The organism is Tenacibaculum sp. TB-56, assembly GCF_059716275.2.
Map to the genome: position 1 here is coordinate 315,001 of NZ_CM201367.1, position 13,395 is coordinate 328,395.

A 13,395-nucleotide genomic window follows, 5' to 3' on the forward strand; every position below is an offset into this window, starting at 1 on the left:
CGGCTGCTGGCACGGAGTTAGCCGGTGCTTATTCTTACAGTACCGTCAGTTAGTTACACGTAACTAAGTTTCTTCCTGTATAAAAGCAGTTTACAACCCATAGGGCAGTCTTCCTGCACGCGGCATGGCTGGTTCAGAGTTGCCTCCATTGACCAATATTCCTCACTGCTGCCTCCCGTAGGAGTCTGGTCCGTGTCTCAGTACCAGTGTGGGGGATAATCCTCTCAGACCCCCTACCTATCGTTGCCATGGTAAGCCGTTACCTTACCATCTAGCTAATAGGACGCATAGTCATCTTGTACCGATAAATCTTTAATTTAAAAATGATGCCATCTCTAAACATTATGGAGTATTAATCTTCATTTCTAAAGGCTATCCTCCTGTACAAGGCAGATTCTATACGCGTTACGCACCCGTTCGCCGGTCGCCGACATCTAGCAAGCTAGATTCGCTGCCCCTCGACTTGCATGTGTTAAGCCTGCCGCTAGCGTTCATCCTGAGCCAGGATCAAACTCTTCATTGTAAAATCTTTAATTATTTTAAATGTTAAGTTCCAAAAGAATTTTTTCGGTAATCTTTTAGATTATCCGTGGTAATTCTACTCTTTTAATTACGCTGTCAATTTCAATATTTTCAATGAACGTGGCGAGTCGCCAATAACAAGTCTTAAACTCATCTCTTTAACTCAACCTTCTTGTAGAAACACTAGACTCGAACTAGTAGCTTATCGCTTTCCAAAATCTCTCTGATCGTAACCGCTTTCTTAAAGCGGGTGCAAACATACAAACTCTTTTTACTCTGACAAAAACTTTTTTGAAGTTTTTTTTGTTTGTTTACTGCACTATTTTAATGAACTACTTCCCGTTAAAATCGGACTGCAAAGATACTACGTTTAATCTAAATAAAACAAGAAAAAATTAATCTATTTTTTAACCTTTTCTTTACGTATCTTACTCCCTATTTTAATGAACTATTACTAACTTCTTAAGCTTACCGCTTTTCCGTTTGCGGATGCAAATATAGATACCTTTTTCCTTATAACAAGCTTTTTTTTTGCCTTTTTTCTAAACCTTTTTTTAACACTTTAAAAATTAACACTTTACGTGTGAAAGTTTTTTGATTTTGAAATTCGATTACTTTACTAAATGTCCCTTTTTAAGGACTCTTCCTTCATTTATTAACCTTGGAAACCTGTTTAAAAACTCTAAAAATTAGGGGTGATGTAACATCTCTGCTTAAGTTATCAACAACTACTTCTTCTTTTTCTTGCGATCTCGCTTCTTCTTCATCCTTGAAAACATAGCCTTATACTCCGAAACATCTACGTATCCTCTACTCTTTGATACTATAACCTTACAAACTTGCTATATAACAGCAAATAATACCTTCTTCTAAAGTCTACGTGTTTTTATCCCTTTATAGTAGTTTAAATCCTATGATAACACTTAGGCTATAAATATAAGAGGTTAGATAAAAGCTTAAGTTATTTGTAGGTTTTCTATAATTTACTTTCATAGCCATTGTAAAATCTACCTGTATACCTATTTCCTGTTAAGGATATATTATAGTATTCTAAAAAAAATTGCAAAAAAAAACCTCAATCTACTAAAAGATTGAGGTTTGTTAAAGAAAGGCAACGACCTACTCTCCCACCAGTGGCAGTACCATCGGCGCTAATGGGCTTAACTTCTCTGTTCGGAATGGTAAGAGGTGAGCCCCATTGCGATAATCACCTTAAATCGTTGCAGTATATTTCAACTGTAAAAGTTAACATATTAGTAAAATCATATCATAAATCTATCAAAGAGTTTGCTCCCGGCCACTAGGACCGGGATACGTACATAAGCCTATGGGTTATTAGTACTACTCAGCTACATACATTACTGCACTTACACTTATAGCCTATCAACGTGGTGATCTTCCACGACCCTTTAAAGAAATCTCATCTTGTGGTGGGTTTCGCGCTTATATGCTTTCAGCGCTTATCCCTTCCCGACGTAGCTACTCTGCAGTGCCCCTGGCGAGACAACAGATACACTAGAGGTCAGTCCAACTCGGTCCTCTCGTACTAAAGTCAGATCCACTCAAATTTCTAACGCCCACAGCAGATAGAGACCGAACTGTCTCACGACGTTCTGAACCCAGCTCGCGTGCCACTTTAATGGGCGAACAGCCCAACCCTTGGGACCTTCTCCAGCCCCAGGATGTGACGAGCCGACATCGAGGTGCCAAACCCCCCCGTCGATGTGAGCTCTTGGGGGAGATCAGCCTGTTATCCCCGGAGTACCTTTTATCCTTTGAGCGATGGCCCTTCCATGCGGAACCACCGGATCACTATGCTCTACTTTCGTACCTGATCGACCTGTATGTCTCTCAGTCAAGCTCCCTTATGCCATTGCACTCTACGCACGGTTACCAAGCGTGCTGAGGGAACCTTTAGAAGCCTCCGTTACTCTTTTGGAGGCGACCACCCCAGTCAAACTACCCACCACGCACTGTTCTCATTGCTGAGTTAGGCTCTAGATAAGCAAAGGGTGGTATTTCAAGGATGACTCCACAACGCCTAGCGACGCTGCTTCAAAGTCTCCCACCTATCCTACACATTACTTATCCAAAGTCAATACGAAGCTATAGTAAAGGTTCACGGGGTCTTTTCGTCCCGCTGCGGGTAATCGGCATCTTCACCGATACTACAATTTCACCGAGCTCATGGCTGAGACAGTATCCAGATCGTTGCACCATTCGTGCAGGTCGGAACTTACCCGACAAGGAATTTCGCTACCTTAGGACCGTTATAGTTACGGCCGCCGTTTACTGGGGCTTCATTTGATTGCTTCGCCAAAAGCTAACAACTCCACTTAACCTTCCAGCACCGGGCAGGTGTCAGGCCTTATACATCATCTTTCAATTTAGCAAAGCCCTGTGTTTTTGATAAACAGTCGCCTGGATCTTTTCACTGCGGCCAACATTGCTGTTGGCGACTCTTCTCCCGAAGTTACGAGTCTATTTTGCCTAGTTCCTTAGCCATGAATCTCTCGAGCACCTTAGAATTCTCATCCCAACTACCTGTGTCGGTTTACGGTACGGGTTCTTATAACCTGAAGCTTAGAGGTTTTTCTTGGAAGTTTTTAGGCACACTATCCACGCATCCGAAGACTTGTGGTACTATCACACTTCAGCTAAACCAGCGGATTTGCCTACCAGTCTAATACCTAAATGTTTCAACGAACTATTCCGTCAGTTCGCGGTGCTTTCACTACTCCGTCACCCCATCGCAGTTATAAGAAGTACAGGAATATTAACCTGTTGTCCATCGACTACTCCCTTCGGATTCGCCTTAGGTCCCGACTAACCCTCAGCTGATTAGCATCGCTGAGGAAACCTTAGTCTTTCGGTGAGGGGGTTTCTCGCCCCCTTTATCGTTACTTATGCCTACATTTTCTTTTCTATACGTTCCAGCATGCCTCACAGCACACCTTCAGCACATATAGAATGCTCCCCTACCACTTTTAAAAGTCCATAGCTTCGGTAATATGTTTATGCCCGATTATTATCCATGCTCGACCGCTCGACTAGTGAGCTGTTACGCACTCTTTAAATGAATGGCTGCTTCCAAGCCAACATCCTAGCTGTCTGGGCAGTCAAACCTCGTTTTTTCAACTTAACATATATTTGGGGACCTTAGCTGATGGTCTGGGTTCTTTCCCTCTCGGACATGAACCTTAGCACCCATGCCCTCACTGCTGAAAAACATTTTATAGCATTCGGAGTTTGTCAGGAATTGGTAGGCGGTGAAGCCCCCGCATCCAATCAGTAGCTCTACCTCTATAAAACTTTTATTCAACGCTGCACCTAAATGCATTTCGGGGAGTACGAGCTATTTCCGAGTTTGATTGGCCTTTCACCCCTACCCACAGGTCATCCAAAGACTTTTCAACGTCAACTGGTTCGGCTCATCCACTGTGTGTTACCACAGCTTCAACCTGCCCATGGGTAGATCACTCGGTTTCGCGTCTACTACTACTAACTATATTCGCCCTATTCAGACTCGCTTTCGCTTCGGCTCCGATCCTTAAAATCTTAACCTTGCTAGTAACAGTAACTCGTAGGCTCATTATGCAAAAGGCACGCCGTCACACAGTTAATGTGCTTCGACCGCTTGTAGGCGTACGGTTTCAGGTTCTCTTTCACTCCCTTACTTAGGGTTCTTTTCACCTTTCCCTCACGGTACTAGTTCACTATCGGTCTTTCAGGAGTATTTAGCCTTACCGGATGGTCCCGGTGGATTCATACAGGATTACACGTGTCCCGCACTACTCAGGGTACTGCTATATCCTCTTCGATTACCTGTACGAGACTATCACTCTCTGCGGTTCGTCTTTCCAAACGATTCCAGTTCTCTTAGATTCTAATGTCGCAGCCCTACAACCCCAATATTGCCGTAACAACATTGGTTTGGGCTAATCCGCGTTCGCTCGCCACTACTAACGGAATCACTTTTGTTTTCTCTTCCTCTGGTTACTTAGATGTTTCAGTTCACCAGGTTTGCCCCACTTACGTGGTAATACATCTTCAATGTACTGGGTTGCCCCATTCGGAAATCTACGGATCATAAAATATGTGCTTCTCCCCGTAGCTTATCGCAGCTTATCGCGTCCTTCATCGCCTCTGAAAGCCTAGGCATCCTCCATACGCCCTTATTTAGCTTATTGTACTTTTTGCTCTAGCTTTACGCTAGAACGAGCTCTTTATAATTCTTGTTCTTATAAAAATATGTTGTTAGATATTATCTAACTCTCTATCTTGATTCTTTACGATATCATTTTACCAATATGTCAATGAACGTTGTGGCGAGTCGCCACTGACAAGTAATTAAACTTGTTAGTCACAATCTGCCTGCAATACTCTTGAAGATAATATTACTTATCTCTAGGCATCGCCTGGTGGAGAATATCGGAGTCGAACCGATGACCTCTTGCGTGCAAGGCAAGCGCTCTAGCCAGCTGAGCTAATCCCCCATCTCTTTTAGTTATGAGTTATTAGTCGTTAGTTATTAGTTGGTGTGAGTTTAACTTAAAACTTAGCACTCAACACGTAAAACCAAATCCCTCAACTTCTAAACTTTCCTTTAACTAAAATCTTTCAATTCTTTAATCATTCAATCTTTGAATAATTTGTAGTCTCGGGCAGACTCGAACTGCCGACCTCTACATTATCAGTGTAGCGCTCTAACCAGCTGAGCTACGAGACTGTCTTAGACAGCTTAGATATTAATATCAAACATCTAAAATTATCTCCTTTTTAAGATCTTAGTCTAAATTTTTAAAATTAACAGCAAAGAGTAAAATATACCTCTTATGTAACTCACCATCTTTCTCTAGAAAGGAGGTGTTCCAGCCGCACCTTCCGGTACGGCTACCTTGTTACGACTTAGCCCTAGTTACCAGTTTTACCCTAGGCAGCTCCTTGCGGTAACCGACTTCAGGCACCCCCAGCTTCCATGGCTTGACGGGCGGTGTGTACAAGGCCCGGGAACGTATTCACCGGATCATGGCTGATATCCGATTACTAGCGATTCCAGCTTCACGGAGTCGAGTTGCAGACTCCGATCCGAACTGTGATATGGTTTATAGATTCGCTCCAACTCGCGTTGTGGCTGCTCATTGTCCATACCATTGTAGCACGTGTGTAGCCCAGGACGTAAGGGCCGTGATGATTTGACGTCATCCCCACCTTCCTCACGGTTTGCACCGGCAGTCTCGCTAGAGTCCTCAGCTTTACCTGCTAGCAACTAACGATAGGGGTTGCGCTCGTTATAGGACTTAACCTGACACCTCACGGCACGAGCTGACGACAACCATGCAGCACCTTGTAAAGTGTCCGAAGAAAAAGATATCTCTACCCCTGTCACTCTACATTTAAGCCCTGGTAAGGTTCCTCGCGTATCATCGAATTAAACCACATGCTCCACCGCTTGTGCACGCCGTCAATTCCTTTGAGTTTCAATCTTGCGATCGTACTCCCCAGGTGGGACACTTATCACTTTCGCTTAGTCACTGAATTTGCACCCAACAACTAGTGTCCATCGTTTACGGCGTGGACTACCAGGGTATCTAATCCTGTTCGCTCCCCACGCTTTCGTCCATGAGCGTCAGTATATACGTAGTAGACTGCCTTCGCAATCGGTATTCTAAGTAATATCTATGCATTTCACCGCTACACTACTTATTCTATCTACTTCCGTATAACTCAAGTCAACCAGTATCAAAGGCAGTTCCATAGTTAAGCTATGGGATTTCACCTCTGACTTAATTGACCGCCTGCGGACCCTTTAAACCCAATGATTCCGGATAACGCTTGCACCCTCCGTATTACCGCGGCTGCTGGCACGGAGTTAGCCGGTGCTTATTCTTACAGTACCGTCAAGGTCGTACTCGTACGACTGTTTCTTCCTGTATAAAAGCAGTTTACAACCCATAGGGCAGTCTTCCTGCACGCGGCATGGCTGGTTCAGAGTTGCCTCCATTGACCAATATTCCTCACTGCTGCCTCCCGTAGGAGTCTGGTCCGTGTCTCAGTACCAGTGTGGGGGATAATCCTCTCAGACCCCCTACCTATCGTTGCCATGGTAAGCCGTTACCTTACCATCTAGCTAATAGGACGCATAGTCATCTTGTACCGATAAATCTTTAACTAAATTGTGATGCCACATCTCAGTATTATGGAGTATTAATCTTCATTTCTAAAGGCTATCCTCCTGTACAAGGCAGATTCTATACGCGTTACGCACCCGTTCGCCGGTCGTCAGCGGTGCAAGCACCCTGTTACCCCTCGACTTGCATGTGTTAAGCCTGCCGCTAGCGTTCATCCTGAGCCAGGATCAAACTCTTCATTGTAAAATCTTTAATTATTTTAAATGTTAAGTTCCAAAAGAATTTTTTCGGTAATCTTTTAGATTATCCGTGGTAATTCTACTCTTTTAATTACGCTGTCAATTTCAATATTTTCAATGAACGTGGCGAGTCGCCAATAACAAGTCTTAAACTCATCTCTTTAACTCAACCTTCTTGTAGAAACACTAGACTCGAACTAGTAGCTTATCGCTTTCCAAAATCTCTCTGATCGTAACCGCTTTCTTAAAGCGGGTGCAAACATACAAACTCTTTTTACTCTGACAAAAACTTTTTTGAAGTTTTTTTTGTTTGTTTACTGCACTATTTTAATGAACTACTTCCCGTTAAAATCGGACTGCAAAGATACTACGTTTAATCTAAATAAAACAAGAAAAAATTAATCTATTTTTTAACCTTTTCTTTACGTATCTTACTCCCTATTTTAATGAACTATTACTAACTTCTTAAGCTTACCGCTTTTCCGTTTGCGGATGCAAATATAGATACCTTTTTCCTTATAACAAGCTTTTTTTACCTTTTTTAAAAACCTTTTTTTAATACTTTAAAAATTAATGCTTTACATACGGAAGTTCTTCTGATGTGTGATTAACTATTAATTCAAACGAACAATTATATATAATATATGTATTGATAAGCAACCTCACGTTTGTATGTCTAATTGAATAAACTATAAGTCAAATGAGAGATATTGTTTTAAAAATATTATTATCTGGAGTTAATGCTAAAAAAACAAGTATATACTGAAACAACTGTAACCCCTACCTTTAAAAAATAGAGGAGGTTACAGTTACTTTATAAATAGAGTTCCTTTTTAATTTTACAACTCTTCAAAATAAGAGGAGCAAGGAAAGCTTATTAGTTAAAGTAACCTATACAAAGCTTTCGTGTTTCTATTTCCAGTCTAAACATCAACCTTCAAGAAACTACCCCTGCACTTTTATTTTTGCTTATAAAAAATCCTTACATCTTCTGCCTGTAACTTTAATAAGTCATCTTTTACTCTAACTCTTATTAAATGCATTCCTGTTGAAAGGTTTTCAGGCATTTTAAACCTCCATAAGTGTTTACTTTTTGTAGTTGGTTTAGGCATTTTTGACAATTTTTGTCCTTTATACCTTCCTAATTCTTGAAGTAAATAAAATCTTTTTAATTCTGGCGCTACTCCTTGGTGATACTCCATAGACTGCCATGCTATACCATCAAAAGAAACCTCAACTTTTGTAGTTTCTCCTCCTGCAAACACATTTACATATACATAAGGCTCATTTAAAACGTTCATTTCTGTATCCCATTCTTTGTTCTCTGGAACCCAAATATGTATTTGCTTTTCTGTAGGCGCTCCTGAAACTTTATAGTTAAGTTGACAATCGCTATCTTCTGTCTCTAAAATCCAATATCCTTTTGGAGTACCATCATACATTATAGCAAATGGAACTCCATGAATGTCATATGCTCCTTGCCACCAGGCACCACAAACCGCTCCTCCTACTAACTGATGAACTACTGGCTTTTGACTTCTTTTAAAAAAAGTATGATACTGTGTATGCGTATGACCTGCGGCAACCAAAACCTTTTCGAAAGGATTCATCAAACCTATAAGCTCTTCTTTATTTCTTGTATACTCTAAAGGAATGTGCGTGAAAATTTTTATTGAATTATATTTCTTTTCAAACTTCTTGATTATGTTAGACACAAATGTTAATTGATCTTCATCAAACTTACCTATATACTCACGGTTATTTATTGGAAAATTGTTGTTGAATACCAAAACAGGTTATCTCCATATTCAAATTCATACTTATAAGGCATATTACAATAAGAAGAATCAATTAATAATTTCAGGTTTGTTATATCCTATTACTTCAAACAATATCAAAAAAGAACCTGTTAATAGCATATTGAATGATTATACAAAGTTTGTAATTAGTGGTATTAACATTGAAGATATAGAGTGTACAGATAAATCATTGTTAAAATTTAAAGAATCATCAGAAGACCTCCTACTATCAATACAAAATCAGATATAATTTATTTCTCAAGCTCCCTATCCCCCCCTAAAACACAAAAAAACCTTGAAAATCAAAAGATTAACAAGGCTTATTGTGATCGCGACAGGAACATATCCTAATCGCTGTATACCTTATAAAGTCTATGATTTTTGATAACTAAAATTTAAGTGTAACCGAATTACGCACTTAAACATTGGTGGTAAATAGTGATTTTTATTTGCCTAATTACCTAGTAAATTTAAGAATTATACTATTCAAAAGCAACTAAATAGAGCTTAATAATATTACCTTAATCGGTAATGTATTCTACTATTAACTCCTCTTCTATCCCACTATATTCTGCAAATTCTTTTATCGTTACAAACTGGTAAGATTCTTTTCCAAAGTAATTTCTTATGTCATTTAAAAGCTTACGCCCGTAGCGTTCACTACGTCCTGTGATACGTTGAATATCTTTTGGGTATATGCACACTCTTTTTAGATTCATACTGCTTTATATATGCTTTATCCATACTTAAACTATACCTCATCTATTTATGATGGTGATGATAATCCGTTGTTAAAATGTTGGTAACACGCACGTGTTATCAATATTTTAATGACGTTTTTGGTTGTATCGGTATCGATGACCAAAAACGGCATCCTGTTTTTTTCTGGGAAACATAAAGTTACGTGATTTGAATTAGTAATCAAAAAACGAATTATTATGGCAAGACAAACAGGAATTATTAAACTAAAAGGAACTATCGGAGGTATTTCTTTTTACAAAACAAGTGACGGATACCTAGCACGTGAAAAAGGTGGTGTTGACGCCAATCGTATTGCTAATGATCCTGCGTTTCAAAGAACGCGTGAAAATGGGTCTGAATTTGGACGTGCTGGTAAAGGTGGTAAGCTATTGCGAAATGCTATTCGTATTCTTTTGCAAAACGCAAAGGACAAACGTGTGGTTTCTCGTTTAACTAAAAACCTTGTTGCTGTTACCAAAACCGACTCAACAAATGAAAGAGGTTTACGAACAGTTCAAGATGGGGATTTAAGCTTATTAGAAAGCTTTGAATTTAACTTGAACGGAAAGTTAGGAACTACTCTTTTTGCTGCTTTTGCAAATGCTTTTGACCGTGTATCTGGAGAAGCAACGTTAACTATCGATGCTTTTTCTCCGACTGTTAGAATTGCAGCTCCTACTGGAGCAACGCATTTTAAAGTAGTAATGGGAGCTTCTGAATTGGATTTTGAGAATGAAACCTCAACTTTTGAGCATGATGAAACTGCTATTTTACCTTACACAGCAGCTGATACTGCAGCAATCGCTTTAACAGCTTCTTTGACTGCAAACTCTACCTTACCTGTTGTACAGGTTCTTGGTATTGAGTTTTATCAGGAAGTAAACGGTCAAATGTATGCTTTAAAGAACGGAGCTTACAATGCTTTGGCTGTTGTGATTGTTGACACTCCTTAATTATGGAGTTAGTACTGTATAGAGCCTATTATAAAGAGGGTACCAACGGTACTCTCTTCATTTGGACTACGCTCAATGAACGTGCTCAAAATAGATTTCTTTGCTATACTATTGAATTGCCCTGGAACAATAACAAACGAAATATCTCTTGTATTCCTGAAGGGAAGTACGAGATTGAACCTCGTTTTTCAAAACGTTTCAAACATCACCTAATCTTAAAGGATGTTATAGGAAGAAGTTTGATTCTATTTCATCCCGCTAATGATGCTTTAAAAGATTTAGAGGGTTGTATTGCTCCGGTTACTTATCTCACTGGTATTGGAAAAGGACTCTACTCAAAAGGTGCTATGCAGCAATTATTGTCTTTAGTATATCAAGCTAAAGAAAGAAATGAAACTGTTTTATTAACTATTAAATCTCAAAATTATGAACATTGTAGAACGTTATAAAAAACCGACTCCTAAGTTTTTCAAGACTTTACGTAATATAGGTATTGCTTTGGCTACAGCTGGCGGTGCCATTATCGCTGCTCCAATTGCTATGCCCGCTGTGATTGTAACTATTGCGACTTACATGACGGTTGCAGGAACTGTTGCTACTGCAGTAAGTCAAGCCGTTGTAAAAGATGAGGAAATCCCTAAAGAAGATGCTGAGCATGAACCATAATACAAAAGCGGGTATTATTGGAGGCACTCTTTTATCTTCTATTGTAAACATTGGTGTAGAAGATATCATTACAACTGTAATTTTAGCCATTATTGGAGCTGTTGTCAGTTTTAGTGTATCCGCTTTTCTTAGGTGGTTATCTAAACAACTCAAATTTTAATTTAAACCGAAAAAGGAAAGAGAAAGCGAAGAACATCAAGCACGATAGTGCTTACTTTTGCTTCCTCTTTCCTTTTTTACTTTAATAAACACCCTTATTACTGGAAACAGTTCTTCACTGTTATATGTAAAAACATATAATTCTATCGAAAAACATTAAATTATATCTAAATACATATAATCACCGTATTAATACATTTTGTAAAAACCTCATCATGGATTCTTTCTTTTAAGAATACTTTTTTGTTATATTTAGATTCAAAATCTATCAAATATTATGGCAAAATTCGAAGTTTATCAAGATTCAAAATCTGAATATCGTTTTAGATTAAAAGCAAGCAATGGTCAAAAAATTTTAGCAAGTGAAGGATATACTGCTAAAGCAAGTTGTATGAATGGTATAGAATCCGTTAAAACCAATTCGCAAGATGACAGCAAATTTGATCAAAAAGTATCTAGTAACGATAAGCATTATTTTAATTTAAAAGCTAGTAATGGTCAAGTTATTGGTACTAGTGAAATGTACGAGAGCTCTTCAGGTATGAAAAACGGAATTGAATCTGTAAAAACAAATGCTCCTAAAGCACCCGTTGAAGAAGTATAATTAAGAGTATATTTTCAGGGGCTGAATGACGTAAGTGTACGTAATTTTTAAAGTTCAGCTAGGAGAAATAAATAAAGGACGTTTGTAACGTTCTTTTTTTATACGCGGTTTGAGGTGTATAGAGCGTCTGCCTTCTAAGCAGATGCTCTATATACCGCAGACACATGAAAGACTTTAAAAATTGCTGGAACTTACACCGCTAAAAGGGTCCTTCGACTACGCTCAGGATACACTTGGGGAATTGTGGCTCCCTTGTTTGTTAGTGAAATGAAACCAACAAAGACTTGAGGTAAGGAATACTTGGACTTAACGAAAGTTTTGTGCAGCTTGAATGAGATAACAATTAAACACTTCTTCCTTTTGGTTTTGGAAAATCTAACTCTAAATGGCGATATAAACTTCTCATTTTAGCACGCCATTCAATACCTGTGGTTATCCAAGTTTTACTATTGGGAACAGTTTCGATTAAATCGTTTGAATGATTTGGACGCGATGACTTTCCTTGTTTAGGGTTATCAAAATCTAACAATAAGTGTGGGTTTTGAATCGGGTTTACTTTGCCATCTAAATCGAAGATCGTTTTATCTTCTTCTGAATTGTAACGTTCTTGTTACGTTGCTAAATCTTTAAACAATTCGATAAGGTTATTATTATCTGTAATATAGTTTAGATCGTAAATATCTTTTTTTGCTAATCGACTTGATGCACTGATTAATTTGAAGACTCCAATATCTTTTGTTGAAATTAAACGGATACCATTAATTGTATCGGTATCATATATTAATTTCATGTTTTGTTATATCTCCACTTTAATAGTAGTCCCATCAGGTTTTGATATAAAAGTTCTTAAAAAGATATATTGATCGTTAATTTTACAAGGGTAATCAATCCCTAATAAATTATCTCCGTAAAATTCTTTGAGTTCTTTTTCTATGTTTTCAAATCCGTTAAAACCTATAATTTCACTACAAAATAAATCGATATCGATTGACTTTCGATGGTTATATCGAATTGCTAAATTGGTACCACCGCCTAATGCAAATTTTGATAGACTTGGTAAGTTTTGTAATTCTTTAATGGTTTCTATAAGTACTTTGGAAACAGCACTCATAATTTGTAACGATAAAAAACAGGAACGTTGTAGTGTTTAGCAACTAACTCACAAACGGCATTACTAATTCGTTCTTTGGTATTTTGTAAGACTGATAAAATATCTTGAAATGAATACAAGTTTTCTAATTTGGCTATATCGTTTTTAAACGTAGCCTTGGTTGTCGCATACAAAGCTCTTGGGATTATAATCTCTTTATCTTCTTCTAAAGATAATTTACTATAATCCATATCCCAAAATAAGTGTTTTGGAAATGTATTCGCTATGTTACTATTTGTTTTCACCTATTGTACCTAACGGTTTTATAGTACAAAGATAATCAAAAAATGTTCCAAATACTGTGAATATATCCTTTACTAACTCTTATGTACTTATGAATAGCCCTAAATACTATTTATAGTTACCATTTAAAGCGTTAGAAGGCGGGCTATTTAGTTCGTGTCATTATATTTTTACATTAAGGTACTCAT

11 protein-coding genes, 2 tRNA genes and 4 rRNA genes (1 of these 17 only partly in view) are annotated in these 13,395 nt (G+C 38.3%); 5 read left to right on the forward strand and 12 right to left on the reverse strand.

Annotation, left to right across the window (positions count from 1 at the left end; translation table 11 throughout):
• The 8 genes from AC3VI6_RS01495 to AC3VI6_RS01530 form a co-directional block, all read right to left on the reverse strand.
• Positions 1 to 523, reverse strand: a 16S ribosomal RNA gene (locus AC3VI6_RS01495) (it extends 996 nt beyond the left edge of the window).
• A 1,105-nt stretch (positions 524 to 1,628) separates the two neighbouring features.
• A 5S ribosomal RNA gene (gene rrf, locus AC3VI6_RS01500) occupies positions 1,629 to 1,737 on the reverse strand.
• 100 nt (positions 1,738 to 1,837) lie between these two features.
• A 23S ribosomal RNA gene (locus AC3VI6_RS01505) occupies positions 1,838 to 4,712 on the reverse strand.
• Positions 4,713 to 4,941: 229 nt separating this feature from the next.
• Positions 4,942 to 5,018: transfer RNA gene (locus tag AC3VI6_RS01510), tRNA-Ala, on the reverse strand.
• Between the two features lie 159 nt (positions 5,019 to 5,177).
• Positions 5,178 to 5,251, reverse strand: a tRNA-Ile gene (locus tag AC3VI6_RS01515).
• A 130-nt stretch (positions 5,252 to 5,381) separates the two neighbouring features.
• Positions 5,382 to 6,896, reverse strand: a 16S ribosomal RNA gene (locus AC3VI6_RS01520).
• The 16S, 23S and 5S rRNA genes sit together here with 2 tRNA genes alongside, the layout of an rRNA operon.
• A 955-nt stretch (positions 6,897 to 7,851) precedes the next feature.
• Positions 7,852 to 8,607: a calcineurin-like phosphoesterase C-terminal domain-containing protein gene (locus tag AC3VI6_RS01525; RefSeq protein ID WP_497704917.1), complete on the reverse strand. Its 756-nt coding sequence runs from the start codon at positions 8,605 to 8,607 to the stop codon at positions 7,852 to 7,854.
• 605 nt (positions 8,608 to 9,212) lie between these two features.
• Positions 9,213 to 9,410 carry an SMC-Scp complex subunit ScpB gene (locus tag AC3VI6_RS01530; protein WP_298997459.1) on the reverse strand — a complete coding sequence of 66 codons (198 nt, stop codon included), beginning with the start codon at positions 9,408 to 9,410 and terminating at the stop codon, positions 9,213 to 9,215.
• 219 nt (positions 9,411 to 9,629) lie between these two features.
• On the opposite strand from AC3VI6_RS01530, the gene AC3VI6_RS01535 reads away from it, so the two are divergent.
• From AC3VI6_RS01535 to AC3VI6_RS01555, 5 genes are all read left to right on the forward strand, one after another.
• Positions 9,630 to 10,385: a hypothetical protein gene (locus AC3VI6_RS01535; protein ID WP_464837871.1), complete on the forward strand. Its 756-nt coding sequence runs from the start codon at positions 9,630 to 9,632 to the stop codon at positions 10,383 to 10,385.
• Positions 10,386 to 10,387: 2 nt separating this feature from the next.
• Positions 10,388 to 10,834, forward strand: a complete 447-nt coding sequence (locus AC3VI6_RS01540) for a DUF5675 family protein (protein ID WP_298997465.1) — start codon at positions 10,388 to 10,390, stop codon at positions 10,832 to 10,834.
• Positions 10,812 to 11,051 carry a hypothetical protein gene (locus AC3VI6_RS01545; RefSeq protein WP_497704918.1) on the forward strand — a complete coding sequence of 80 codons (240 nt, stop codon included), beginning with the start codon at positions 10,812 to 10,814 and terminating at the stop codon, positions 11,049 to 11,051. Before AC3VI6_RS01540 ends, AC3VI6_RS01545 begins: the two co-directional genes overlap by 23 nt.
• Positions 11,041 to 11,211 carry a hypothetical protein gene (locus AC3VI6_RS01550; RefSeq protein WP_497704919.1) on the forward strand — a complete coding sequence of 57 codons (171 nt, stop codon included), beginning with the start codon at positions 11,041 to 11,043 and terminating at the stop codon, positions 11,209 to 11,211. The genes AC3VI6_RS01545 and AC3VI6_RS01550 overlap by 11 nt, the downstream gene beginning before the upstream one ends.
• Positions 11,212 to 11,487: 276 nt before the next feature.
• On the forward strand, positions 11,488 to 11,814 hold the full coding sequence (locus AC3VI6_RS01555; protein ID WP_497704920.1) for a YegP family protein: 327 nt from the start codon (positions 11,488 to 11,490) through the stop codon (positions 11,812 to 11,814).
• Positions 11,815 to 12,157: 343 nt separating this feature from the next.
• On the opposite strand, the gene AC3VI6_RS01560 is transcribed toward AC3VI6_RS01555, so the two are convergent.
• From AC3VI6_RS01560 to AC3VI6_RS01575, 4 genes are all read right to left on the reverse strand, one after another.
• Positions 12,158 to 12,343, reverse strand: a complete 186-nt coding sequence (locus AC3VI6_RS01560; RefSeq protein ID WP_497704921.1) for a hypothetical protein — start codon at positions 12,341 to 12,343, stop codon at positions 12,158 to 12,160.
• A gap of 81 nt (positions 12,344 to 12,424) precedes the next feature.
• Positions 12,425 to 12,604, reverse strand: a complete 180-nt coding sequence (locus AC3VI6_RS01565) for a hypothetical protein (RefSeq protein ID WP_497704922.1) — start codon at positions 12,602 to 12,604, stop codon at positions 12,425 to 12,427.
• Positions 12,605 to 12,610: 6 nt separating this feature from the next.
• Positions 12,611 to 12,925, reverse strand: coding sequence for a nucleotidyl transferase AbiEii/AbiGii toxin family protein (locus tag AC3VI6_RS01570; RefSeq protein ID WP_497704923.1), 315 nt, complete (start codon positions 12,923 to 12,925; stop codon positions 12,611 to 12,613).
• Positions 12,922 to 13,209: a DUF6922 domain-containing protein gene (locus AC3VI6_RS01575; RefSeq protein ID WP_435255252.1), complete on the reverse strand. Its 288-nt coding sequence runs from the start codon at positions 13,207 to 13,209 to the stop codon at positions 12,922 to 12,924. The genes AC3VI6_RS01570 and AC3VI6_RS01575 overlap by 4 nt, the downstream gene beginning before the upstream one ends.
• Positions 13,210 to 13,395 lie beyond the last annotated feature (186 nt).

Bases quoted from the DNA above. Each gene is read 5' to 3' on its own strand.
- AC3VI6_RS01570 (WP_497704923.1), bottom strand. From the start codon at position 12,925: ATGAGTGCTGTTTCCAAAGTACTTATAGAAACCATTAAAGAATTACAA.
- AC3VI6_RS01550 (WP_497704919.1), top strand. From the start codon at position 11,041: ATGAACCATAATACAAAAGCGGGTATTATTGGAGGCACTCTTTTATCT.
- AC3VI6_RS01555 (WP_497704920.1), top strand. From the start codon at position 11,488: ATGGCAAAATTCGAAGTTTATCAAGATTCAAAATCTGAATATCGTTTT.
- AC3VI6_RS01530 (WP_298997459.1), bottom strand. From the start codon at position 9,410: ATGAATCTAAAAAGAGTGTGCATATACCCAAAAGATATTCAACGTATC.
- AC3VI6_RS01565 (WP_497704922.1), bottom strand. From the start codon at position 12,604: ATGAAATTAATATATGATACCGATACAATTAATGGTATCCGTTTAATT.
- AC3VI6_RS01540 (WP_298997465.1), top strand. From the start codon at position 10,388: ATGGAGTTAGTACTGTATAGAGCCTATTATAAAGAGGGTACCAACGGT.
- AC3VI6_RS01535 (WP_464837871.1), top strand. From the start codon at position 9,630: ATGGCAAGACAAACAGGAATTATTAAACTAAAAGGAACTATCGGAGGT.
- AC3VI6_RS01545 (WP_497704918.1), top strand. From the start codon at position 10,812: ATGAACATTGTAGAACGTTATAAAAAACCGACTCCTAAGTTTTTCAAG.